The 22304-nt window shown below is 63.1% G+C and carries 23 protein-coding genes; 9 read left to right on the forward strand and 14 right to left on the reverse strand.

Going from position 1 to position 22304, the window contains the following annotated elements; all coding sequences use genetic code 11:
• Positions 1–19: 19 nt before the first annotated feature.
• On the reverse strand, positions 20–916 hold the full coding sequence (locus RLDS_RS46105) for a LysR family transcriptional regulator (RefSeq protein WP_236616883.1): 897 nt from the start codon (positions 914–916) through the stop codon (positions 20–22).
• 51 nt (positions 917–967) lie between these two features.
• On the opposite strand from RLDS_RS46105, the gene RLDS_RS46110 reads away from it, so the two are divergent.
• From RLDS_RS46110 to RLDS_RS46130, 5 genes are read left to right on the forward strand one after another with little or no spacing between them, the layout of a single operon-like run.
• Complete coding sequence (locus tag RLDS_RS46110) at positions 968–2161, forward strand: isovaleryl-CoA dehydrogenase (protein ID WP_052034160.1); 1194 nt, start codon at positions 968–970, stop codon at positions 2159–2161.
• Positions 2158–3759, forward strand: a complete 1602-nt coding sequence (locus tag RLDS_RS46115; RefSeq protein ID WP_021227213.1) for a carboxyl transferase domain-containing protein — start codon at positions 2158–2160, stop codon at positions 3757–3759. The genes RLDS_RS46110 and RLDS_RS46115 overlap by 4 nt, the downstream gene beginning before the upstream one ends.
• Positions 3760–3764: 5 nt before the next feature.
• A complete protein-coding gene (locus RLDS_RS46120) occupies positions 3765–5618 on the forward strand; it encodes an acetyl/propionyl/methylcrotonyl-CoA carboxylase subunit alpha (protein ID WP_031298620.1) in 1854 nt (617 codons plus the stop codon).
• On the forward strand, positions 5615–6067 hold the full coding sequence (locus tag RLDS_RS46125) for a MaoC family dehydratase (RefSeq protein ID WP_021227215.1): 453 nt from the start codon (positions 5615–5617) through the stop codon (positions 6065–6067). The genes RLDS_RS46120 and RLDS_RS46125 overlap by 4 nt, the downstream gene beginning before the upstream one ends.
• Positions 6064–6894, forward strand: a complete 831-nt coding sequence (locus RLDS_RS46130) for an HpcH/HpaI aldolase/citrate lyase family protein (protein ID WP_021227216.1) — start codon at positions 6064–6066, stop codon at positions 6892–6894. The genes RLDS_RS46125 and RLDS_RS46130 overlap by 4 nt, the downstream gene beginning before the upstream one ends.
• A 66-nt stretch (positions 6895–6960) precedes the next feature.
• Here the strand turns inward: RLDS_RS46130 and RLDS_RS46135 are convergent, their stop codons facing one another.
• The 3 genes from RLDS_RS46135 to RLDS_RS55455 all read right to left on the reverse strand — a co-directional run bounded on the left by RLDS_RS46135 (position 6961) and on the right by RLDS_RS55455 (position 8267).
• The gene (locus RLDS_RS46135; protein ID WP_021227217.1) at positions 6961–7707 is read right to left on the reverse strand and encodes a Crp/Fnr family transcriptional regulator; all 747 of its coding nucleotides are present in this window, start codon (positions 7705–7707) and stop codon (positions 6961–6963) included.
• A 68-nt stretch (positions 7708–7775) separates the two neighbouring features.
• Positions 7776–8015 (reverse strand): DUF6894 family protein, encoded by a 240-nt coding sequence (locus RLDS_RS57420; protein WP_021227218.1) that lies wholly within the window; start codon positions 8013–8015, stop codon positions 7776–7778.
• A gap of 42 nt (positions 8016–8057) precedes the next feature.
• Complete coding sequence (locus tag RLDS_RS55455; protein WP_152528080.1) at positions 8058–8267, reverse strand: DUF3606 domain-containing protein; 210 nt, start codon at positions 8265–8267, stop codon at positions 8058–8060.
• Between the two features lie 248 nt (positions 8268–8515).
• Between RLDS_RS55455 and RLDS_RS46150 the strand changes: the two genes are divergently transcribed.
• On the forward strand, positions 8516–9145 hold the full coding sequence (locus RLDS_RS46150; RefSeq protein WP_021227221.1) for a Crp/Fnr family transcriptional regulator: 630 nt from the start codon (positions 8516–8518) through the stop codon (positions 9143–9145).
• 25 nt (positions 9146–9170) lie between these two features.
• Here RLDS_RS46150 and RLDS_RS46155 read toward each other — a convergent pair whose 3' ends face one another.
• From RLDS_RS46155 to RLDS_RS46175, 6 genes are all read right to left on the reverse strand, one after another.
• Positions 9171–9977 (reverse strand): class I mannose-6-phosphate isomerase, encoded by an 807-nt coding sequence (locus RLDS_RS46155; protein WP_021227222.1) that lies wholly within the window; start codon positions 9975–9977, stop codon positions 9171–9173.
• Positions 9974–10903 carry an ROK family protein gene (locus tag RLDS_RS46160; protein ID WP_052034161.1) on the reverse strand — a complete coding sequence of 310 codons (930 nt, stop codon included), beginning with the start codon at positions 10901–10903 and terminating at the stop codon, positions 9974–9976. Before RLDS_RS46160 ends, RLDS_RS46155 begins: the two co-directional genes overlap by 4 nt.
• Before the next feature lie 179 nt (positions 10904–11082).
• The gene (locus RLDS_RS46165; protein WP_021227224.1) at positions 11083–11310 is read right to left on the reverse strand and encodes a DUF3072 domain-containing protein; all 228 of its coding nucleotides are present in this window, start codon (positions 11308–11310) and stop codon (positions 11083–11085) included.
• Positions 11311–11429: 119 nt separating this feature from the next.
• Entirely contained in the window at positions 11430–12716 is a 1287-nt protein-coding gene (locus RLDS_RS46170; protein WP_021227225.1) for a cation:proton antiporter, read from the reverse strand.
• Between the two features lie 41 nt (positions 12717–12757).
• On the reverse strand, positions 12758–15811 hold the full coding sequence (locus RLDS_RS57020) for a PAS domain-containing protein (RefSeq protein ID WP_021227226.1): 3054 nt from the start codon (positions 15809–15811) through the stop codon (positions 12758–12760).
• 90 nt (positions 15812–15901) lie between these two features.
• Complete coding sequence (locus RLDS_RS46175) at positions 15902–16561, reverse strand: retropepsin-like aspartic protease family protein (protein ID WP_031298624.1); 660 nt, start codon at positions 16559–16561, stop codon at positions 15902–15904.
• A 173-nt stretch (positions 16562–16734) separates the two neighbouring features.
• Here RLDS_RS46175 and RLDS_RS46180 point away from each other — a divergent pair, with 173 nt between their 5' ends.
• Both RLDS_RS46180 and RLDS_RS46185 read left to right on the forward strand, forming a co-directional pair.
• Positions 16735–16923: a DUF3008 family protein gene (locus RLDS_RS46180; protein WP_021227228.1), complete on the forward strand. Its 189-nt coding sequence runs from the start codon at positions 16735–16737 to the stop codon at positions 16921–16923.
• Positions 16924–17083: 160 nt separating this feature from the next.
• On the forward strand, positions 17084–18022 hold the full coding sequence (locus RLDS_RS46185) for a cation diffusion facilitator family transporter (protein WP_021227229.1): 939 nt from the start codon (positions 17084–17086) through the stop codon (positions 18020–18022).
• A 10-nt stretch (positions 18023–18032) separates the two neighbouring features.
• On the opposite strand, the gene RLDS_RS46190 is transcribed toward RLDS_RS46185, so the two are convergent.
• The 4 genes from RLDS_RS46190 to RLDS_RS46205 form a co-directional block, all read right to left on the reverse strand.
• Positions 18033–18221: a hypothetical protein gene (locus RLDS_RS46190; protein WP_021227230.1), complete on the reverse strand. Its 189-nt coding sequence runs from the start codon at positions 18219–18221 to the stop codon at positions 18033–18035.
• Positions 18222–18290: 69 nt separating this feature from the next.
• On the reverse strand, positions 18291–19007 hold the full coding sequence (locus tag RLDS_RS46195) for an SDR family NAD(P)-dependent oxidoreductase (protein ID WP_021227231.1): 717 nt from the start codon (positions 19005–19007) through the stop codon (positions 18291–18293).
• Complete coding sequence (gene yaaA, locus RLDS_RS46200) at positions 18986–19738, reverse strand: peroxide stress protein YaaA (protein WP_031298626.1); 753 nt, start codon at positions 19736–19738, stop codon at positions 18986–18988. Before yaaA ends, RLDS_RS46195 begins: the two co-directional genes overlap by 22 nt.
• Before the next feature lie 83 nt (positions 19739–19821).
• A complete protein-coding gene (locus tag RLDS_RS46205; protein ID WP_021227233.1) occupies positions 19822–21321 on the reverse strand; it encodes a CoA-acylating methylmalonate-semialdehyde dehydrogenase in 1500 nt (499 codons plus the stop codon).
• Positions 21322–21416: 95 nt separating this feature from the next.
• On the opposite strand from RLDS_RS46205, the gene RLDS_RS46210 reads away from it, so the two are divergent.
• Complete coding sequence (locus tag RLDS_RS46210; protein ID WP_021227234.1) at positions 21417–22301, forward strand: LysR family transcriptional regulator; 885 nt, start codon at positions 21417–21419, stop codon at positions 22299–22301.
• The last annotated feature ends 3 nt before the right edge of the window (positions 22302–22304 follow it).

The raw sequence follows: 22304 nt of genomic DNA on the forward strand, positions 1-22304 counted from the left end.
TCGCCCAGCGACTGACCCGTCAGCGCGAAGGGACCGCCGTCTGATTGGCAAATTCCCGGATCGTGTGGGTAAAACGGCGCAACCCTTCGCTATCCTGGATTCTTCCACGTCCGGCCGGATCGGCGATGAGGCCGACGCGCCGCCGTTGGTCGAAACCCGCCAGTGCCGGCATCGCCATGCCCGCCTGTGCAAAGCAGCGTGGCATGACGGTGATGCCAAGGCCTGCCTTGACGAAGGCGACCGCGCGCGCATCGTCGGCGGTGCGCGCCGCAAAGAAGGGGCGCACGCCCCGCCGAGTGAAGAATCGGCTGACCTGGGGCAGCGCTTCGCAGTTGCGCCTTACGATCATTTCTGCGGCGGCAACCTGCTCGGCGTCCAATGTCGCATGAGCCGCAAGTGGATGGTCGGCCGCCATTGCAAGCGCGTAGCCTTCCTCAAACAGCATGTCGGCCTCATCCGCTGTGCTATCGAGAACGCCTAGCGCAACGTCGATCCGCCCGCGTTCCAGCCGGGGCATCAGGTCGCGCATCCGCCCTTCGACGATCTCGATGCGTTCACCGGCAACCGAACAGGCGGCACGGGTAGCCGCCTCCACCCAAGGCCCCGGCAGGGTCGACACCAGGCCGATCCGTACCAGCTTGCCGGGCTGTTCAATTGCCATCGCCTGCGCTGCGCGGGAAAATTCGGCCTCGATGCGTCTTGCATGAACCGCAAAGGCGGCGCCCGCGCTGGTCAGTTCGACGCGGCGGTTTGTACGATGAAACAGGACGTGTCCGACCAGCGATTCCAGCTTGGCGATCCCCACCGACAAGGTCGGCTGCGACACGCGGCATTGCTGCGCCGCGCGGGAGAAATTGCCATGATCCATCACCGCCAGAAAATAGTGGATCAGATAGCGTTCGATCATAGACGTCATCTATGCTGTGCATATGGCGCGGTCAATTTCTCAGCGGGATCGCCAGATGCTATGTCGGCGTTCAAAGCAGATACCAAGGAGAGGCCCGTGACGCCCGATTTCGATTTTGCGCTTGGCGACAATGCCGACATGATCCGCGACACCACGGCGCGTTTCGCCGCTGACAAGATCGCACCGCTCGCCGCGCGCATCGACGCAGAAGACTGGTTTCCCCGCGACGACCTCTGGCCCGCAATGGGGGAACTGGGCCTGCATGGCATTACGGTCGAGGAAGAATGGGGTGGCCTTGGCCTTGGTTATCTGGAGCATGTCATCGCCTGCGAGGAAGTGAGCCGCGCATCGGCCTCCATCGGCCTTAGCTATGGCGCTCATTCCAACCTTTGCGTCAACCAGATCCGCCGCTGGGGCAATGACGATCAAAAGGCCAAATATCTGCCAAAGCTGATCTCTGGCGAGCATGTCGGCAGCCTCGCCATGTCGGAGGCCGGCGCCGGGTCCGACGTCGTCTCCATGAAGCTCAAGGCGCGCGAAACCGACAGCGGCTATATTCTGGACGGCACGAAATATTGGATCACCAATGCCCCCTATGCCGATACGCTGGTCGTCTATGCCAAGACAGGCGAAGGCAGCCGCGGCATCACCGCCTTCCTGATCGAAAAGGGCATGCCCGGCTTTTCGATCGGGCAGAAAATCGACAAGGTCGGCATGCGCGGTTCGCCCACAGCCGAACTGGTGTTCGACGGCTGTGAAGTGCCCCGCGACAATATCATGGGTCCGCTCAATGGTGGCGTAGGCGTGCTGATGAGCGGCCTCGACTATGAGCGCGCGGTGCTGGCAGGCATTCAGCTTGGCATCATGCAGGCCTGTCTCGACACGGTCATCCCCTATGTTCGCGAACGCAAGCAGTTCGGGCAGCCGATCGGGAGCTTCCAGCTGATGCAGGCCAAGGTCGCGGACATGTATGTCGCGCTCAATTCCGCTCGCGCCTATGTCTACGCCGTCGCTCGGAGCTGTGACGCTGGCAAGACCACGCGCTTTGACGCGGCGGGCGCAATCCTGCTTGCCAGCGAAAATGCGGTTCGTGTCGCGCTCGAAGCGGTGCAGGCGCTGGGCGGCGCGGGCTATACGAAAGACTGGCCGGTCGAACGCTATATGCGCGACGCAAAGCTGCTGGATATCGGCGCTGGCACCAATGAAGTGCGCCGCATGCTGATCGGTCGCGAACTGATCGGCAACGGCCAATGAGCGGCCCCGTCATCGAAACTGCGCTATCGCCCGATAGCGCTGGCTTTGCCGACAATGCCGCGCACAACCGCGCGCTTGCCGATCAGTTGCGCGCGGATGTGGCCGCAGCCGCGATGGGCGGGGGCCAGGCGGCGCGGGACAAGCATGTTAGCCGCGGCAAGCTTTTGCCCCGCGACCGGGTGGAAAATCTCCTCGACGCGGGCAGCCCCTTCCTCGAAATCGGCCAGCTTGCCGCCAATGGCCTTTACGGCGGCGACGTCGCCGGGGCTGGCATCGTCGCGGGTATCGGCCGGGTCCATGGCCGGCAGGTGATGATCGCCGCCAATGACGCGACGGTGAAGGGCGGCACCTATTTCCCGATGACGGTGAAGAAACATTTGCGCGCGCAGGAAATCGCGCTCGAAAACAATCTTCCCTGTATCTATCTGGTCGACAGTGGCGGCGCCAACCTGCCGCACCAGGCGGAGGTGTTTCCCGACCGCGATCATTTCGGCCGCATCTTCTACAATCAGGCGCAAATGTCGGCGCGCGGCATCCCGCAGATCGCCTGCGTCATGGGCAGTTGCACCGCCGGCGGCGCCTATGTGCCGGCCATGTGCGACGAAAGCGTCATCGTCCGCAATCAGGGCACGATCTTTCTGGCTGGCCCGCCGCTTGTGCAGGCGGCGACTGGTGAAGTCATCAGTGCCGAGGATCTGGGCGGCGGCGACCTCCACGGCCGCAAGTCCGGCGTCGTCGATCATGTGGCCGACGATGACGATCATGCGCTCAGCATCGTGCGCGATATCGTATCGACTCTGGCTCCGCAGCCGACGCCGGCGGTCAACCTGCGCGATCCGGTGCCGCCGCTCCATGATCCCGCCGAGCTTTACGGCATCGTGCCGCAGGATGTGCGCGCGCCTTATGATGTCCGCGAAGTCATCGCTCGCATCGTGGACGGCAGCGAATTTCATGAGTTCAAGGCGCTGTACGGCACCACCCTGGTGTGCGGTTTTGCCCATATCTGGGGCATGCCGGTCGCGATTCTTGCCAATAATGGCGTGCTGTTCAGCGAAAGCGCGGTCAAGGGCGCGCATTTCATCGAACTGGCCTGTCAGCGCCGCATCCCGCTGTTGTTCCTCCAGAATATCTCGGGGTTCATGGTCGGCGGCCGCTACGAAGCCGAAGGGATCGCCAAACATGGCGCCAAGCTCGTCACCGCCGTCGCCACCGCCAGCGTGCCCAAGATCACCGTGTTGATCGGCGGCAGTTTCGGCGCGGGCAATTACGGCATGTGCGGCCGCGCCTATGGGCCACGCTTCCTCTTCACCTGGCCCAATAGCCGGATTTCCGTGATGGGTGGGGAGCAGGCGGCATCGGTGCTGGCCACCGTTCACCGCGACGCGGGACGCTGGACGCCGCAAGAAGCCGAAGCCTTCAAGGACCCGGTCCGGCGCAAATATGAGGATGAAGGCAATCCCTGGTATGCCACAGCGCGGCTGTGGGATGACGGAATCATCGATCCCGCCCAGACGCGCGATGTCCTTGGCCTTGCCTTTGCCGCCACGCTCAACGCTCCCATGGCCGAACGCCCTTCGTTCGGCGTTTTCCGGATGTAATGGCCATGATCCGCACTCTCCTCATCGCCAATCGCGGCGAGATCGCCTGCCGCATTATCCGCACCGCGCGTCGGCTCGGCATTCGCACCATCGCCGTCTATTCCGACGCGGATGCCCAGGCGCTCCATGTTGCAATGGCGGACGAGGCCATTCGCATCGGCCCCGCGCCGGTACGCGAAAGCTATTTGCTGGGTGATCGCATCATCGCGGCTGCGCGCGACGCTGGCGCGGATGCGATCCATCCGGGTTACGGTTTCCTGTCGGAAAATGCGGCCTTCGCGCAGGCCGTGATGGACGCAGGCCTTGTCTGGATTGGCCCCGACCCGTCCAGCATCACCGCCATGGGCCTCAAAGACGCGGCCAAGGCGTTGATGGCCGATGCGGGCGTACCCGTGACGCCAGGATATCTGGGGGAGGATCAGAATCCTGCGCATCTGGCGAAGGAAGCCGCGCAAATCGGCTATCCCGTGCTGATCAAGGCGGTGGCCGGCGGCGGGGGCAAGGGGATGCGGCTGGTCGAGCGGGCCGAGGAGTTTGCCGATGCGCTGCTGTCCTGCCAGCGCGAAGCGGCGTCTTCGTTCGGCAATGACCATGTTCTCATTGAAAAATATATTCAGCGCCCCCGTCATATAGAGGTGCAGATATTCGGCGATCGCCACGGCAATATCGTCCATCTGTTCGAACGCGATTGCTCGCTTCAGCGCCGCCACCAGAAGGTGATAGAGGAAGCACCCGCGCCCGGCATGGACCCCGATACGCGGGAAGCCCTGTGCGCCGCTGCCGTTCGCGCGGCCAAGGCGGTCGATTATGTGGGCGCCGGCACCATCGAATTCATCGCCGACGCATCCGAAGGACTGCGCGCGGACCGTATCTGGTTCATGGAAATGAACACCCGGCTTCAGGTCGAACATCCTGTGACCGAAGCCATTACCGGCCAGGATCTGGTCGAATGGCAATTGCGCGTGGCGTCGGGCGAGCCGTTGCCGCGCTCGCAGGATCAACTGTGCATATCCGGCTGGGCGATGGAAGCGCGCCTTTATGCCGAAGACCCCGCCAAGGGCTTCCTGCCCTCCATCGGCCGCCTCGATGCTTTCGACCTCGGCGATAGCGTCCGTGTAGACACCGGCGTGGTTCAGGGCGCCACCATATCCCCCTTTTATGATCCCATGATCGCCAAGATGATCGCGCATGGCGACACCCGCGACGTGGCGCGCGTCGCCTTGGCCGATGCGCTCGACCGGTCTGTGGTCTGGCCGCTCCGCACCAATGCGGGCTTCCTGGTCAAGGCGTTGCACAACCCGGACTTTGCCGCAGGGGAGGTCGACACCGGCCTGATCGCGCGGGAAGGCGATGGGCTGATGCCCGCGACCTTGCCGGGCCCTGCTGCCCTGGCGCGTGCGGCTGCATCCGTAGGTGGCGCGGGCGCGCTTGCGGGCTTCCGCCTCAACGCCCCTGCGCGCTGCACCGCCCGCATTCTGGTCGACGGACACAGCGTGGACGCGGAGGTACGGGCATCAGGAACGATGCCAACCCGGACGCCGCTCGCCCGCATTCTGGTCACCGAACAGGGACGCAGCTGGCAGATCACGCCATGGCGCGCTGCCGGCGCAGGCGCGGCAGCCGCGGGTGACGGCGCAATCCTGGCTCCCATGCCAGGCCGTATCATCGCCGTTGATGTGGCGCGTGGCGACGTTGTGGCGAAGGGCCAGAAACTGGTGACATTGGAAGCGATGAAGATGGAGCACGGCCTCACCGCCCCCTTCGACGGCACGGTGGAAGACATGCCGCATGGGGAAGGCGCGCAGGTGCAGGAAGGAACCTTGCTGGTGCGCATCATGCCTAAGGAGGATGCAGCATGAGCGGCCGCTATTTCGACGATTGGCAGGTGGGGGATCGGATCGAACATCCCATCCGTCGCACCGTGACGGAAACCGACAATCTGCTCTTTTCGACCATGACCCATAATCCGCAGCCGCTGCACATCGACGCGGAAGCGGCGCGGGCAAGCGAATTCGGCCAGATCCTTGTCAACGGCACCTTCACCTTCTCGTTGATGATCGGCCTGTCGGTCGGTGAAACCACGCTCGGCACGCTGGTCGCCAATCTGGGCTATGACAAGCTGGTGATGCCCAAACCCGTCTTCATCGGTGACACGATGCGCGCCACCAGCGAAGTGGTCGAACTGCGCGACAGCAAATCCCGGCCCACCGCGGGACTGGTGACATTTCGTCACGAATTGCTGAACCAACGGGGCGACATTGTGTGCCAATGCCTGCGCACTGCCCTGTTGCAAAGGCGGCCGGCATGAGGCTGCGGTCGCTGCTATTCGTGCCGGGCGATCGGCCCGAACGATTCGACAAGGCGGCATCCAGCGGCGCCGACGCGATCATCCTCGATCTGGAGGATAGCGTTGCACCCGGCGCGAAGGACAGGGCGCGCGCGGCAGTCGGTGAGTATCTGGCGACCCAAGCCTCTGTGCTGCGCCTCGTTCGCATCAATCCTGTAGATAGTGGCATGCTGACGGATGATCTCACTTGTGCGGAGGGCTGCGACGCGATCATGCTCCCCAAAAGCGAAAGCGCAGAAACGGTCGGGGTTCTGGCCGCGCGCTTGGCGCCAGACGTCAAAATTCTGCCAATCGCGACGGAAACGCCGCGCGCCATATTTGGCCTTGGCAGCTATGGCGAGGTGGCCGATCGCCTATGCGGCCTTACCTGGGGCGCAGAAGATTTGCCCGCCGCAATCGGCGCGGCCAGCAGTCGGCGCGAGGACGGTAGTTATACCAGCCCTTATGAAATGGCGCGTAATCTGACCTTATTTGGTGCGCATGCGGCGGGCGTTGCCGCGATCGAAACCGTTTACCCCGCGATTCCCGATGAGGCGGGCCTCGCGGCCTATGCAGCGCGCGGCGCCCATGACGGCTTTACCGGGATGATGGCTTTGCATCCCACTCAAGTGCTCACTATCAACCAGGCCTTCACCCCGACCGCAGAACAGATAGGCCATGCGCAATCAGTTGTTGAGGCGTTCGCCCAAGCGCCCGGCGCAGGGGTCCTCATGCTGGACGGCCGCATGATCGATGCGCCGCATCTTATTCAAGCTCGGAAGGTCCTTGCACGCGCCAGCCTTGATTGACCCGGCTTAGTTTGTGCTTTGGCCGTTGATGAACGTACGCTTCGCCGTCCGGCGGCCGGTGTCGCCTCAATCCATTCGGCGCCATCGGTGATCGATCGCCAGATAGCCCGGTTCAAAGCCGGCCGCACGCGCAAGCGCATTCCAGTCCCGCACCTGAACCTCTCGTCCGCGAACCGTCAACAGTTCCTGCTGACGAAGCGCGCGCATGATCCGGTTCATGTGCACGGGCGTCATGCCCAGTGCGTCGGCCAATTGCGACTGAATGACGGGAAGCTCAAAAGCCGTCCGGCTTCCCAGCCCTGCCGTTTCCATCCGCAAACCCAGTTCACAGAAGAGATGCGCCGTCCGCGTCAGCGCGTCACGCCTTCCGATATTGACGACCCATTGCGACAGGATGGACGCATCCGCGACGCAATCTCGCCAGCAGGCTTCGGCGATGCCAGGATAGGCGCGAACAATTTCCAGCATCTTGCGATGCGGAACTTTCAGGATCACAAGGCGGCTGGACAGGGCCTGCAACGCCCATTCGACCTTGGGCAGCATCAGCGAATAAAGATCGCACATATCGCCCGGAATATAGACCGCCGTGATCTGCCGCGTCCCGTCAGGCAGTTGGCCGAAACGCGCCGCCATGCCCGACACGATAAGGCAGCAGAAATCCGTCAATTCCCCGGGGCGCACAATATCCCGGTGGGGAGCAAATTCAGCCTTCTGCCCGTCGAGATCCAACAGGATGTGCCGCTCGTCTTCGCTCAGATGAGAGCGCTCGCTCAATTTGCGAACAAATGGCTGTAGGGCGGGATGGCGGGACATGGACGTGGCTCCGGGGCTGCTGTTACCGCTGGGGCGACATCGCTGCAAACGTGACCAACATAGCAGGGCTAGCGTGCAAAATGGATGCAGTCGCCAAAATGCACGACCTTCAGCAAGGTTCCGTTCGCGTCCGTTATTTCCACACGATGAGTCAGGTTGATTGGATGGCCGTGGCGGACATGCTCGGCAATGACATCCCGTGCGTTGCGGACGGCTTCCCGCTCCGCCATTGCCAGATCGACAAATTCCTGTCCTTCTTCGTCCAGGACATCATTATCGTTGAAAAGATGGAGGTGATAGACAGGCATGCCTATCCCCGATGAGCGCGATGAGAGCGCATTCCAGATGGCCTAGACATGAGTCCGCTCACGCCCTTCAAGAAACGCCTTCACGGCACCCAGATTGTGACCAACCCGCTCGACTGCCTCTTCCAGCGCATGTCTGTCTGTCCCCAGGCGTTGCGTCCAATAACGTGCTTCTGCCGCGCGATCACAATGGACTTGCTTCAAATCCTGTGGCGTCGGAAGCGGGTTTGATCTGCCTTCGAATATCGAGCCCATGAACTTTAGTCCCAGCTTGCCAGTGACGTGGGTCGTCTCTCTGCCCGGAAAAAAGCGCTTCTTCGATCAAAGTTGTTCCGCTGGTTTTCTAACATGAGTGGGCGAACGCGCGGTTTTGAGCGAAAGCGAGGGCAAGCAGTTCGACGAAAAAGCGATCATATTTTCCTGCGAAATGAAACTTATGTGAATCCCACTGCGACAGCATCTGCATAGATTGGCTTTCCGGGGGGCTTTTTGAGGGGAAGCCCATGTTGAGCCAGATCGCAGCGAGCGACGATCTCGTCTTCTTTCGTCCGCATCAGTTTTTGGTGCGGGACAATGAGCGGCCAGAGGCTCTATACGATATTCTGGAAGGCTGGGCCTGTCGTCACCGTTTGCTGCCCGATGGACGCCGGCAGATTACGGCCCTCTATCTGCCCGGCGACCTTTGCGATCCGCTCTGGTCGCTGTCGCCTTATAGCCATGACGCGGTGGTGGCATTGACCAATGTCCGCGCGGTGCGGCGGCCATTGAACGAAGCGGCAGGGTCTGATCGGGGCAAAGCCACTGCGCTGCGGCTGGTGGAATCCGTGGAAAGACAGTCCAACTGGCTGGTCAGTTTGGGGCGAAAGACGGCGATGGAGCGCCTCGCGCAGCTGCTGTTGGAGTTGTTTGAGCGGATGCGCCGGGCGGGGCTTGCCTATGGCCAGCAATGCGCGCTTCCGTTGACGCAGACCGACATCGCCGATGCGACGGGCCTTACTGCGGTGCATGTCAACCGTACGCTTCAGGCCATGCGCGCGAAGGGCGTGCTGGACCTTCATTCCAAATGGCTCCGCATTCCGGACCTAAGTGCGTTGCGCGATCTAGCGGCGCTGGGGCATCAAGATAGTTTGTGAGGTCCGAAAGGCGTTTGGCCTAGAATTACAGGGTTGCGATCAACGCGTGCATCTCGGTTTCAAGCGTGAGTTCAGCAGCGCCGCTAATCAGCCAACATTCGCCGGCGCGCCAGGCTTTGCCGTCGATCACGCCCGAGCCGGAAATTGGCGTGAACCAAGCCTGATCCTGTTCCAGCACGATGGTGTCGCCGGCCTTGCCCATCCTGCTTTCCACATGAAATGGCGCGAGAGGGCGCTCGACAAGCAACATGTCCTCGGTCCGCTTCACCTGCTGGCCCTGTAACGGGTAGGGCTTCGGACGGCTGACGGCAACGCCCTCGTCCAGATGCAAGGGCCTTGGCCGGCCATAATCATAGAGGCGGTAGGTGATGTCGCTATTTTGCTGGATTTCCACCAACGTGATGCCGCCGCCGATCGCATGGATGGTGCCGGCCGGGATATAGTAGAAACTGCCGGGCTGCACCGGTTTCCAGTCGATCAGGTCCTCAATCGACCCGTCTAGGGCGGCAACGCGCAAGGCTTCGGGGCTCAAGGGGCGAACCAGTCCTATGCCCAGCCGCGCATCGCCTTGCGTATCGAGCACATACCAGCATTCGGATTTCCCGCTCGGGTGGTTTTGCGCCCGCGCTTGCTCATCATCAGGATGAACCTGGATCGAAAGCCGCTCGCTGGTGAAGAGATATTTGACCAGCAGCGGCTGGACGCAATCGTCCGGGCCAGTGAACCATATCTCGCCAATGCGCCGACCGTCCGCGACACCATAGCAGGCAGGAATATCCGTCCGGCCCCACGGCTTCTCAACCGGATGAGGGTTCAGGCGATGGGATGTCACGCAAAAGCCCCTTTTTTTGCCATCATGGCCATGGCGATGGTCCCCATAGGCCCCGCCTGATGCCCAAGCCCCGGTGCGACGATATAGGGCCCGCCGGCCGGAAGAGCCATATAATCGTTCAGGCTAATGCGCAGTTGTTGTTCGATCCGTCCAAGCAAATGAGGCTGCCCCGTCAGCACGCCGCCGCCCATGGCTATGCGCAAGGGCCCGGTCGTACACACCAGCGCATGGGCCATCTTTGCCAGGCAATCGACAATAGGGTCCCACACCGGGTCATCGGGCGCTATGGTTTGGGGCTGACGACCCTGAAGCCGGCCGAGGAGAGCGGGGCCGGACGCGAGACCTTCAACGCAATCGTCATGATAGCGGCAAATGCTGGTAAAATCATCGCCGGTCATGCGTGGTACGCGGATATGACCGATCTCGCTATGGCCGATTCCGCGCGTGGGCCTGCCATGGACGATCAGGCCGACGCCAATGCCGGTGCCGACAGTGACATAGGCGAAATCCTGAAGGCCAAGGCCGCTGCCCCAGCATATTTCTGCCATGGCCGCGCCATTGACGTCCGTGTCGAAGGCGAATGGAACAGTGAAGGGTCTCGCCAGCGCGGCCACAAGGTTGGTGCCTGGCCAGCCCCGCTTCGGGGTCGTCAAAACGCGCCCATAGGCAGGTGAGGTCGGATTGATGTCGATCGGTCCAAAGGCCGCTATGCCCAAGGCTGCGAAGTCGCGTTCATCTTTCCATTCCTGAAGTATGGCGGCAATTACCGGCAACGTCTCATCCGGTTGCCCAGTGGGAATGGTACGTTGGTCCACTATGTCATCTGCTCTCGTCGCCAGGGTGCAGATGCATTTGGTGCCGCCCAGTTCGACCCCGGCATAACGCGACGTGTGGACAGAAGATCGGGCGCCGTCTGCTATTGGCATGACTTACCGAACCCCAGTGGGGCCATCGGTGGCAGTAGCGGCCCGAACGTTTGGCATAGGATCACCAATGAACCCTAGAGCATATGATCCGGCACGCGCAACCGGCTGGAACGGCGGGCCGATCCACGGCCCGCATTCATGTCCCGGCTGTTGGCTCACCCATCTTGGATGGCTGAAACTTAATCCCGCCCAAGTTGGCTTTTCAAAGCATCAATCTGTTTCGAGGCATCCGCCTTGCTGAGCGAAGCGGCAGGTGGCTCGACCCCGGCCTCCTCGCAGAGTGTCGTCAGATAGGATGCCTGCGCGCCCGTCATTGGGTCGTCGCCTGATACCCAGTTGTCGGGATCCTTTTCGGCATTCGAGCCGGGATGTTCGTCCAGCTTTGGATTTTCGACGGGTTCAGTCATGATTGCGTCTCCTGCGTTCGCATTATGTTCTGGCTGAACGCTGCGGGGGATTGCCCGTTCCCTTGACTATCCACTCAACTCCCATTGCCCCGTCATGTTTGTAGCCGATAAAGCCCTCGCTAAGCCATTTCGGTCTCCGCCACAGGCTCGTCCGGATCGCGTCCCTGCTGTCGATCCATGGCGCGCATGATCGGCGTGACGGTCAGGCCGTGCAACAGGATGGAAAGCAGGACGACCAGGCTGACGATAGCCCATAGCCGTTCGCCCGATCCAAATCCCCCAGCGTTGACGGCGTAAGCGAGATAATAAAAGGATCCCACGCCCCTGATCCCGAAAAAGGCCAAGGTCATTTTCTCGCTTCGGTCGGCAGGCATGCCGATCAGGCCGATAAGGCCGGCGATCGGGCGCACCAGCAGGATGATCGCGACTGCGGCCAGCAGGTCGACCCAGCGGAGCGGCGTCAGCACTCCGCTGACCAGCGCGCCGCCGAACAGGATGAGCAGCACCATCATGGCCAGCCGCTCTACCTGTTCGGTGAGGGCATGCATTTCGCGCTGGAAATCATGGTCGCGATGGGACCGGCGCAGGGTCAGCGCGGTGACGAATACAGCCAAGAAGCCATAGCTGTCGACCATTTCGGCGGCACCATAGGATATGAGTGTCGCGGCGAGCGCAATCAGCCCGTCGCCGGTCTGCGCCAGCCGATTTTTCGCGGGCACATGGAAGGTCAGCCAACCGAATATCCGCCCGATGATCCAGCCGGCGATCAGCCCGACGCTGATTTCCCAGAGGACGTCATGGAGCACCCAGTTGCGGAACCAAGGCTCCCTGGAACCGGCAGCGGCAGCGGCCAAGGCAATGGCGAGATTAACGAAAGGAAAGGCCAGGCCATCGTTCAGTCCGGCTTCCGACGTCAGGCCGAAGCGGACATCATCCTCTTTGCCGCTTTTGGGTGGTCCTACCTGAACATCGGCCGCCAGCACGGGATCGGTCGGCGCGAGGCAAGCGCCAAGCAACAGCGCCACGGGCAGGGACAGGCCCAGCGCGTAGATGCCGATCAGCGTGATGGCGGCGATGGAAAGCGGCATGGTGATACCCAGCAACCGCCAGGTGACATTCCAGCGACGCCAGCTGAAAAGCCGGTCCAGTTTCAGTCCCGCGCCCATCAGCGCGATGATGACGACGAATTCGGTCAGCCTCTCTGCGATATCGGGCAGGATCGTCGGCAACGGTCGGAAGGTGATGGCCGGGATCAGGAAAATGGCGGCGCCCGCGCCCATGCAGATGATGGGAAGCGACAGCGGCAGCCGCTTCAACGCCAGAGGCAACCACGCCACCAATGTTATCAATATGCCGACACCGGTGAGCCACAGGATATAGGGTTCGGGGGAGGAAAGGCCGGGCATAGCCCTTAAACCCTAAACCGCCGCCATAAGTTCATGGGCAATCAGGCCGCGGGCGTCGGCGCCTCGATCATGTCACGGATTTTGGCGGACAGGACGTCAATCGCGAAGGGCTTGGCGATCATCTCCATGCCTTGCCCAAGAAATTCGCTGCGTACGGTCGCGCGTTCGGCATAGCCGGTGATGAACAGGATGCGCAGGTCGGGGCGGTCAGCCCGCAGGATATCGGCAAGTTGGCGACCGTTCATGCCGGGCAGCCCCACATCGCTGATGAGCAGGTCCATACGCGGCATGGCCTGCGCCAGCGTGATGGCGGTTTGAGCATCGGGCGCCTGCCACACGGCATAGCCCAGATCATCGAGCACGTCGCAGACCAGCAGCCGGACCGAAGGATCATCTTCGACCAGCAGCACGCATTCGCCTGGTTCGGCTACACGCACTTCGACGGCCTGATCGGCTTTATCCTCTATTTCGCCTACATGGCGGGGTAAGAGGAGGCGGATCGTGGTGCCCTGTTCAGGAGCGGAGCAGATGCGAACATGGCCGCCCGACTGACGCGCGAAACCATAGACCATCGACAGGCCAAGGCCGGTTCCCGCGCCGATTGGCTTGGTGGTGAAGAACGGATCGAACGCCTTGGCAAGCACATCCTTGCTCATGCCCATGCCGGTGTCGGATACGCTGATTTCCACGAAATCACCGCCCTCCATGTCGTCGGCTTCGGACATGGTGACGTCGCTCAATGGCGCATTGCGCGCCGCGATCGTCAGCGTGCCGCCATGGGGCATGGCGTCGCGCGCATTGATGGCAAGGTTCAGCAGCGCGCTTTCCAGCTGGTTGTGATCGGTCTTGGCGTGCCAGCTCGCGCCCGCCACATCAACCTCCAGCCGGATATTTTCGTCCATGGTCCGCCGCAGCATCTCTTCCATCCCGGTGACGAGATCGCCGACCGCAACGGCCGTGACATCGAGCGTCTGGCGGCGGGAAAAAGCGAGCAGGCGCTGCGTCAAGGATGCGGCGCGCTGCGCCGACGTCATTGCCGTGTCGATATAGCGCGCGACCCGATCGCTGCGGCCGGCGGCCAGGTGCCGTTGCAGCAGATCAAGAGAACCGATGACGCCCGTCAGCATATTGTTGAAATCATGCGCGATGCCGCCGGTCAGCTGGCCGACGGCTTCCATCTTTTGTGCTTGGCGCAAGGCTTCTTCGGCCGCGAGCAATTGTTGCGACCGCTCCTCGACCCGCTCTTCCAGGCTGGCGTTGAGTTCGGCCAGAGCGACGGTCGTGCGCACCCGTTCGATATGTGCCCAGGATCGTTCCGCCACCGATGCAATCAGCCGCAGTTCCGACGGGGTCCAGTCATGGGGTACGCAATCGTGAATGGCCATCAATGCGGTCAGCCGGCCGCCCTTGATCAGCGGCAGGCAGATCGTCGCGGCAATCCCGATATCCTGGAATGTCCGGGCCTCATGCGCGGGCAGATCGCGCACATTGTCGTTGATGATGAGCGGCAGTCCGGCCTGAAGTCGCTCCAGCGCCATGGCGCCGAAATCCCGCAATCGGTAATGGCCCACGATCGACGGGGAGCCGGCCGCTGCCCAATCACCGCGAATGGTGAAACCATCCCCATCCTCATCCATGTCGGCATAGGCGCAATTCGATACGCCCAGATGAGTGGCGACCATCCGCGTGGTGATGGCCATGACAGCGTCCGCGTCTTGGGCGAGGGTGATTTCCCGGCTGAGATCGTCCAGGAACCGCAGCCGCATCTCGTTGGCCGCCAGGCTTTCTTCCTGTTCGCGCTGCAGGGTGACGTCGGTGTGAATGCCGACCCATTCGCGCAATGTGCCATCGGCATCGAACATCGGCACCGCGCGGATCGAGAAACGTCGCCACTGGCCATCGGCGCATAGAACGCGATGCTCGAAAATGAACATCTTGCGCGCGGCAACCGCTTCGTCCCAGGCGTCGATCGAGGGTTGCGCGTCTTGTGGATGCACCGCATCCGCCCAGCCATAGCCCTGATAGGCCTCCTGGCTTTGCCCGGTCAGCTTGGCCCAGCCGGGCTGGGGCCCGTGCATTTTCCCTTCCGCGCTGTTGGTCCACAAATAGCCGTCGATCGCCGCGACCGCCGCCTCGAACCGCTCGTTGCTGGTCTGAAGCGCGACCTCGCGATCGCGCCGTTCGGTAAGGTCCAGCATCGCGCCTACCATCCGGGTGGCGCGGCCTGAGGCATCCCGGATAATAAATCCCCGATCGAGCACGGGGGCATAGCCGCCATCGGCGCGGGCAAAGCGATATTCGTCCGACCAGTGGATGGCGTTGCTGTCGGTCGCGTCGTGGATGCCTGCGGAAATGCGATCCCGGTCATCGGGATGAATGTGCGCGATCCACCATGCGCCGGTCGGTTCGACCGTGGCCAGGTCAAAGCCATAGGTGCGCTCGATCGCTTCGTTCCACTGGACCTGATCGGTCTGAAGGTCCCAATCCCAGATAGCGTCGTTGGTGGCGCGCCCGGCCAGGCGATAGCGTTCCTCAACACTGCGCAAATCGTCGGCGCGGCGATCGGTCAGTGCGATGATGCGCCGCAGCTCCATCTGCGTCATCGCCTGACGCGCCAGCACAGTGAGCAGGTGCCGCTGCTGCGGCGTGATACCGTCGGGCCGAGGCTGGCGGTCCAGCACGCACAGGGTGCCGATCGGAATGCCCTTGGGCGTGCGGAGCAAGGCTCCGGCATAGAAGCGCAGGCCATTGTCGGCCATCACAAGCGGGTTGGCGGCGACGCGATCATCCAATGTCGTATCGGGAATGACCAGAACATCGTCCTGGGACAGGGCGTGGATGCAGATGGAAAGATCCAGCGGCATGTCCTGGACACCCAGACCAACCTGCGCCTTGAACCATTGCCGGTCGCCAGCGATCAGGTTGATGACTGCGATCGGCACGGCGAACGCATCGGCGGCCAGTTGCACCAGATCGTCGAAATCAGGCTCGGCCGGCGTGCCGATCATGGCATAGCTGTTCAACGCCGCGATACGCTCCGCCTCGCTCCAGGTGGAGGAGGAGGCAGCAGGGGTGCGCGCGGCATCGGTTGTCATATCCCACCCATATCAGTCTTGGGCGAAAAGCAGCATCTAAAATAGCTTGATCTGCCGCAATGTTTTCAAGTCGCCGGGAGGTGGCGCGCCTCAGCCGGCGACAGGGGCGGAGCCGGACGGCTCCAGTATCAATGTGCGCCCCTCGACCCGCCAGGAGGCAAGCTGGGTCAGAAAGTTCATGCCCAATATGTCGACGTCGCCCAGGGCTAGTGAGATGACGGCGTTGAGATTGCGCGCTTCCAGCCCGCCGATGCCGAGGCGTTCGATCGTTCCGGTTTCGACGCGGACGGTGCCATTGGCGGTGCGCATCAGGACGGGGACGATCCCGCTTTGCGAGGTGATGGCGGCTGCGCGGGCGGTATCCTGCGATATCGCCGTCACGGTCGCGCCGCTGTCGATGAGCATGCGACGCGGGACGCCGTTGACGGTCGCTCTCGCCCAGAAATGGCCGTCCGGGGACATGCGGATGCGGACGATGTTTCCCTGCGTTTCCTGATCGGCCAGACCCAGGCGAGACTGGATCTGCGACAGGGCAGGATCGAACGGCGCGCGCTGGGCGAGGATGAGCAGGCCGATGGCGAGCAGGCCAATGGAAAGCAGGGCCCGCAGGATGCGGCCGAGGAAGGGGATGTTGAAGAGGAGGAACAGCACGACCGCTCCGCCCAGCGCATAGGGAAAAAGCCGCTGCCATTCCGGGTTGATCGCGATGTCCATCGACTGCCAAACCAGGGGCGGGGGCTTTCGATCCATGATGCCATGCTGACGAACGCGGACAGCAAAGGCGACAAAAGAGAAATTGCGGCGATAGTTTGTTAGCTAACTACCCTATTATGGAGTAGCATGGTTTTTGTTTGGCGGACGTGAACAAGGCGGCGGTTCGTCCATTGATGCGGTTGGAGCGGGGCGATCAAAGGAGATGCTTCATGCCAGCGAAATCAGCCGCCCAACAAAAAGCCGCCGGCGCAGCGCTTTCGGCCAAGCGTGGCGACACACCCAAAAGCGACCTTCAGGGCGCGTCCCGGTCCATGGTGGAGTCGATGAGCGAGAAGGAATTGGAGGACATGGCCTCGACCAAGCGCAAGGGCAAGCCCGAGCATAAGAGCAAGGATTGAGCCGGCTGCTGCGAGGCCAATGCCGACCCCGCAACGTGTCGCGCCAGGATTTGAACGCCGGGGGCGGAACCCTTTGCCATGCCGGATCATTGCCGTCGCCATGATGATCCCGATGGCTTCGGTTCCGTTCCCGCCCGCTCCCGGCCTAAGGCGCTGACCCATGGCGAAGGGGGGTGGCATTCGCGACAATATCGTTCTCTATGGCGCGCTGGCGGCCAATGTCGGCATCGCCATCGCAAAGTTCGTGGCGGCCGGAATCAGCGGTTCATCGTCCATGCTGACCGAGGGCGTCCATTCGCTGGTCGATTCCGGCAATCAGTTGCTGCTGCTCTATGGCCAACGGCGCGCCGCCAGGGCGCCGGACCGCGCCCATCCCTTCGGCTATGGGCGCGAACTCTATTTCTGGGCCTTCATTGTCGCGATATTGATCTTCGCACTGGGCGCTGGCGTGTCGATCTATGAAGGTGTCGTCCATATCCGCGAGCCCGAGCCGCTGCGCGATCCGACCATCAATTACGTCGTGCTGGGCGTAGCGCTCTTGCTGGAGGGCACGTCCTGGACGATTGCAGTGCGCGAATTTGACGCCAAGCGGGGCGATATGCCCTGGTGGACGGCAGTGCGGCAGTCGAAGGACCCGGCAGGGTTCATCGTCCTGTTCGAAGACAGCGCCGCGCTGCTGGGGCTGGTCGTCGCCGGCATCGGTGTATCGGTCAGCCACTATGTCGGAGACGCGCGCGTCGATGGCGTGGCGTCGATCGTGATCGGCGGCATATTGGCGCTGGTCGCATTGCTGCTCGCGCGCGAGGCCAAGGGGCTGCTGATCGGCGAAAGCGCCGACCCGGCCATAATCGCACAGGTCCGCGCGCTTCTGGAAACCTATGACGCCATCCAGTCCGTCAATCATGTCCGTACGATCCATACCGCGCCCGATTCCGTCTTCGTCGCGATCAGTGCCGACTTTGCCGATGACGTATCGATGGGCGATGGCGAGGTGCTGATCGAAGCGATCGAAACGCGCCTGAAGGCAGCGATGCCGCAACTGTCGTCCATCTACATCAGGCCGGAAAAGGCGCGGGACGCCATGCGCGTGACCGGTTAGGCCAGATAGGCTATTGAGTGGGCCGTGGCATTATCGCGGAGTGGTCCGGCTGTTCCATCAACCGGCGAATGTCGGCCTCCCCTTCATTCGCCATTTCGATGAGCGCGTCGGCGGTGTGCGGATCGGTCGTGGTGATGGCGAGCCGGCGACAGAGTTCGACCCGTCCCCACATGCGCCGCAGCAACTCCGCCTGTTCCATGCCATGCCCCCCAACGCCGGTTCCATGGCTTATCGCGGCTGACGCAAACCGTCCAGTGGGGCGGAGGTATCAGAACGGGATCTCTTCCCCCTGATAGTCGAACAGCTTGCCGCTGTTGGCGGGCTTCAGCGCTTCGATGACGTCGAGCAGCTGCATTGCGGCGCGTTCGGGGTCGAACAGGCGGCCGTCCGGGACATTGGCCTGAAACGGACGGGACAGGTCGGTATCGACGGTGCCGGGATGCAGTGTCACGACGACCGAACGGTCATTGCGGCGCTTTTCCTCGATCGCGAGATTGCGCATCATCATGTTGAGCCCGGCCTTGGACGCGCGATAGCCATGCCATCCGCCCAGCCGATTGTCGCTGATCGACCCCACCCGCGCCGACAGGGCGGCAAAGACGGTGCGCCCGGTGCGCGGCATCAGCGGCAGGACATGCTTGGCGACCAGCATCGGGCCGATGGCGTTGACGGCATAGGTTCGTGCCAGCCATTGCGGGTCGAGATCCCGCAGCGCCTTTTCCGGTCCCCGGTCCCCGTCATGGAGCAGGCCGGTGGCGACCAGAACCAGCGTCGGCGCGGGGCCTGCGGCGATCTGCGCCGCCGCGCCCGCGATGCTGGCTTCGTCGAGCAGGTCGATATGGTTTGCGCCGTCGAAGGAGCGGGCAAAACCATGGATCTGGTCAAAGGCACCTTCCTCCTCCAGCAGCGTGCGGAACGCGCCGCCAATGCCGCCGGACGCGCCGATGATGACCGCCGCGCCGCTCATGACCGGACGAAGCGCCATTGGTCGGCGCTGCTTTCGTCGGCATCGAAGCGATAGCCATCGCTGTCGAAGCCGCGCATTGCGTCGATGTCCGTGACATGATGTTCGCACATCCAGCGCGCCATCATGCCGCGCGCCTTCTTGGCGTGGAAGCTGACGAAGCGCGGGCCGTCGGGGCCGGGCTCGCGAAAATCGACGTCGATGATGCGTATGTCGGGGAGGCGCCCCTTCACCGCGGCGAAATATTCCTGGCTGGCGAGGTTGAGGATCGTACCCGACCCTTCCTCCGCGATTTCGTCGCGCAGATAGTCGGCGATGCGATCGTCCCACCAGTCGGTCAGCGCCTTGTGTCGGGGCGCCCAGCGCGTGCCCATTTCCAGGCGATAGGGGCGGATCGCGTCGAGCGGGCGCAGCAGGCCATAGAGGCCGGACAGGATGCGGACATGATCCTGCGCGAAGGCGATGCCCGCTTCCTCCAGCGTGTCGACTTCGAACCCGGTATAGACGTCGCCGGCAAAGGCGAAAAGGGCGGGGCGCTGCGGCAGGTCGGGAAAGTCGCGAAAGCGGTCGGCGTTGAGCTTGGCCAGTTTGGGCGAGATATGCATGAGTTCGGCCAGTCGCTTCTGGCTCAATCGCGATGCCGATCGGGCGAGCCCTTGCGCTTCGTCCGCAAAATGGGGCTCGGTCGGTTCAATCGGGGGCAGGGTGCGCTCGAAATCGAGCGTCTTGGCGGGGGAGAGCAGCGCGATCATGCGATGGCCGTTACGGCGCGTCGCCGCCCGCGTCAAACGGATCGAAGGGCGCGCAGCCAGTGGCGCGCGCCCCCTTTGCCACCTTACTTCATCGTCGGGATGACGAAGCTCTGGTCGATCACCGCGCCGCCCGAGGGCCAGCGCTGCGTGATCTTCTTGGTACGGGTGTAGAAGCGCACGCCATCTTCGCCATATTGGTCGAGATCGCCAAAGCCCGACCGCTTCCAGCCGCCAAAGCTGTGATAGGCGACCGGCACCGGGATCGGCACGTTGATGCCGACCATGCCGACTTCGACATCGGCGGCGAAGCGGCGGGCATAATCGCCGTTGCGGGTGAAGATGGCGACGCCATTGCCATATTGGTGATTGGTCGGATAGCTGAGCGCTTCCTCGAAGCTTTCGGCGCGCAGGATCTGAAGCACGGGACCGAAGATTTCGTCCTGATAGCTTTTCATCTGCGGCGTCACCCGGTCGATCAGGGTCGGGGCGAGGTAGAAGCCTTCCTCATAGCCCTGAAGCGAGAAGCCGCGCCCGTCGACCACGATTTCCGCGCCTTCGTCCGCCGCCATCTGGATATAGCTTTCGACCCGCGCCTTGTGCTGGGCGGTGACGAGCGGGCCATATTGCGCCTGCGGGTCGCTGGGGATGCCCGGACGCAGCGTTTCGATGGCGGCGACCAGCTTGTCGCGAAACGCCTGCGCGGTCGCCTCGCCGACCGGCGTCACCACCGGCAGCGCCATGCAGCGTTCGCCCGCCGAGCCATAGGCCGCGCCGACGATATCGGCCACCGCCTGGTCCATGTCCGCGTCGGGCAGGATGATGCCGTGATTCTTGGCCCCGCCCATGCACTGGGCGCGCTTGCCGTTGGCGGCGGCGCGCTGATAGACATAATTGGCGATATCGGACGATCCGACGAAGCTTACCGCCTTGATATCGGGATGGTCGAGGATCGCGTCGACCATGACCTTGTCACCATGAACGACGTTGAAAATGCCTTCGGGCAGGCCTGCTTCCAGCGCCAGTTCCGCCAGGCGCACCGGCACCGACGGATCGCGTTCGGATGGTTTGAGGATGAAGGCGTTGCCGCAGGCAATCGCCATCGCGCCCATCCACAGCGGGATCATGGCCGGGAAGTTGAACGGGGTGATGCCCGCGACGATGCCGAGCGGCTGGCGCATCGAATAGACGTCGATGCCCGGACCTGCGCCCTGGGTATAGTCGCCCTTGAGCAGATGCGGGATGCCGCAGGCGAATTCCACGACCTCCAGCCCGCGCTGCACATCGCCCTTGGCGTCGGCAATCACCTTGCCATGTTCGGACGACAGGAGCGCGGCAAGTTCGTCCATATGCGCTTCGATCAGTTCCTTGTAGCGGAACAGCACGCGGGCGCGGCGCTGAGGATTGACGGCGGCCCAGTCGGGCTGCGCCTTTTTCGCGGACTCGATCGCCTGGTCGAGCAGGGCGGCGTCGCCCAGATGGACCTGCGCCTGCACCGCGCCGGTTGAGGGATCGAGCACGTCGGACGCGCGCCCGCCGGTGGACGACGCGGCGGCGCCGTGGATGAAATGGGTGATGGAGCGCATGGCTGTTCCTCTCCTTTGTCTCTCGAGGGAACGATAGACGTTTCCGTTTGGCAGCGATACGGGTATGGCAACACATCAGCTGTGCGGAAATACCCATGCTCAATTCCGATGACCTGCGCCTGTTCCTGGCGGTGATGCGCGAAGGCAATATGCTGGCGGCGGCGCGGCGGGCGGGAATCGACCACAGCACGGTGGCGCGGCGGATCAACGCGCTGGAAACCGTGCTGGCGGCGCGCCTGTTCGATCGGTCGCCGCGCGGGGTCACGCCCACGCCCGCCGCCTTTGCGCTCGTCCCCCATGCCGAGCGGGTGGAAAGCGAATTGCTGGCCGCCGCCGCGAGCGTGGCCGGCCGGGACCGCGACGTGGAAGGGGTGGTGCGGCTCGCCACGCCCGAAGCCTTCGCCGCCTATTTCGCCGCGCCCCATGTCGGCTCCTTGCGCGACGCGCATGGCCGGCTGACGCTGGAGCTGGCGTCCGAAAGCCGCGCCGCCAGCCTGTCCAAGCGCGAGGCGGACATCGCCGTCATGCTGAAGCCGCCGCCGCGCGGGCGGCTGGTGGCGCGCAAGCTGACCGACTATCGGCTGGGGCTCTATGCCTCGCGCGATTATGTCGCCCGCCATGGCCTGCCCGAAAGCCGCGCGGACCTTAGCCGTCATGCCTTCGTGTCCTATATCGAGGAGCTGGCCGGCTTCCCCGAGATGATGGCGCTGGACCAGATCGTGTCGGGCGCGCCGATTGCCTTTCGCGCCAGTTCAAGCGCCGCGCAGCAATCGGCGGTGGCGGCGGGACTGGGCCTGGGTGTGCTGCACCTGTTTGCCGCTGACGCCGACGACCGCCTCGTCCGGTTGCTGCCGGGCGAGGCGGAGGTGTGGCGCAGCTATTGGCTGGTCATCCACGCCGACCTGCAACGCCTGCCGCGCGTGCGGGCGGTGGTCGACTGGCTGGACACCGTCGCCCACGCGATGCGCGAGCGCTTATAGGGC

Origin of the sequence: Sphingobium lactosutens DS20 (genome assembly GCF_000445105.1) — a bacterium.
Lineage (GTDB): Bacteria > Pseudomonadota > Alphaproteobacteria > Sphingomonadales > Sphingomonadaceae > Sphingobium > Sphingobium lactosutens.

Coding starts and splice junctions, on each gene's coding strand:
- RLDS_RS46105 (WP_236616883.1), bottom strand. CDS start 916: ATGACGTCTATGATCGAACGCTATCTGATCCACTATTTTCTGGCGGTG.
- RLDS_RS46110 (WP_052034160.1), top strand. CDS start 968: ATGTCGGCGTTCAAAGCAGATACCAAGGAGAGGCCCGTGACGCCCGAT.
- RLDS_RS46115 (WP_021227213.1), top strand. CDS start 2,158: ATGAGCGGCCCCGTCATCGAAACTGCGCTATCGCCCGATAGCGCTGGC.
- RLDS_RS46120 (WP_031298620.1), top strand. CDS start 3,765: ATGATCCGCACTCTCCTCATCGCCAATCGCGGCGAGATCGCCTGCCGC.
- RLDS_RS46125 (WP_021227215.1), top strand. CDS start 5,615: ATGAGCGGCCGCTATTTCGACGATTGGCAGGTGGGGGATCGGATCGAA.
- RLDS_RS46130 (WP_021227216.1), top strand. CDS start 6,064: ATGAGGCTGCGGTCGCTGCTATTCGTGCCGGGCGATCGGCCCGAACGA.
- RLDS_RS46135 (WP_021227217.1), bottom strand. CDS start 7,707: ATGTCCCGCCATCCCGCCCTACAGCCATTTGTTCGCAAATTGAGCGAG.
- RLDS_RS57420 (WP_021227218.1), bottom strand. CDS start 8,015: ATGCCTGTCTATCACCTCCATCTTTTCAACGATAATGATGTCCTGGAC.
- RLDS_RS55455 (WP_152528080.1), bottom strand. CDS start 8,267: ATGGGCTCGATATTCGAAGGCAGATCAAACCCGCTTCCGACGCCACAG.
- RLDS_RS46150 (WP_021227221.1), top strand. CDS start 8,516: ATGTTGAGCCAGATCGCAGCGAGCGACGATCTCGTCTTCTTTCGTCCG.
- RLDS_RS46160 (WP_052034161.1), bottom strand. CDS start 10,903: ATGCCAATAGCAGACGGCGCCCGATCTTCTGTCCACACGTCGCGTTAT.
- RLDS_RS46165 (WP_021227224.1), bottom strand. CDS start 11,310: ATGACTGAACCCGTCGAAAATCCAAAGCTGGACGAACATCCCGGCTCG.
- RLDS_RS46170 (WP_021227225.1), bottom strand. CDS start 12,716: ATGCCCGGCCTTTCCTCCCCCGAACCCTATATCCTGTGGCTCACCGGT.
- RLDS_RS57020 (WP_021227226.1), bottom strand. CDS start 15,811: ATGACAACCGATGCCGCGCGCACCCCTGCTGCCTCCTCCTCCACCTGG.
- RLDS_RS46175 (WP_031298624.1), bottom strand. CDS start 16,561: ATGGATCGAAAGCCCCCGCCCCTGGTTTGGCAGTCGATGGACATCGCG.
- RLDS_RS46180 (WP_021227228.1), top strand. CDS start 16,735: ATGCCAGCGAAATCAGCCGCCCAACAAAAAGCCGCCGGCGCAGCGCTT.
- RLDS_RS46185 (WP_021227229.1), top strand. CDS start 17,084: ATGGCGAAGGGGGGTGGCATTCGCGACAATATCGTTCTCTATGGCGCG.
- RLDS_RS46190 (WP_021227230.1), bottom strand. CDS start 18,221: ATGGAACAGGCGGAGTTGCTGCGGCGCATGTGGGGACGGGTCGAACTC.
- RLDS_RS46195 (WP_021227231.1), bottom strand. CDS start 19,007: ATGGCGCTTCGTCCGGTCATGAGCGGCGCGGCGGTCATCATCGGCGCG.
- yaaA (WP_031298626.1), bottom strand. CDS start 19,738: ATGATCGCGCTGCTCTCCCCCGCCAAGACGCTCGATTTCGAGCGCACC.
- RLDS_RS46205 (WP_021227233.1), bottom strand. CDS start 21,321: ATGCGCTCCATCACCCATTTCATCCACGGCGCCGCCGCGTCGTCCACC.
- RLDS_RS46210 (WP_021227234.1), top strand. CDS start 21,417: ATGCTCAATTCCGATGACCTGCGCCTGTTCCTGGCGGTGATGCGCGAA.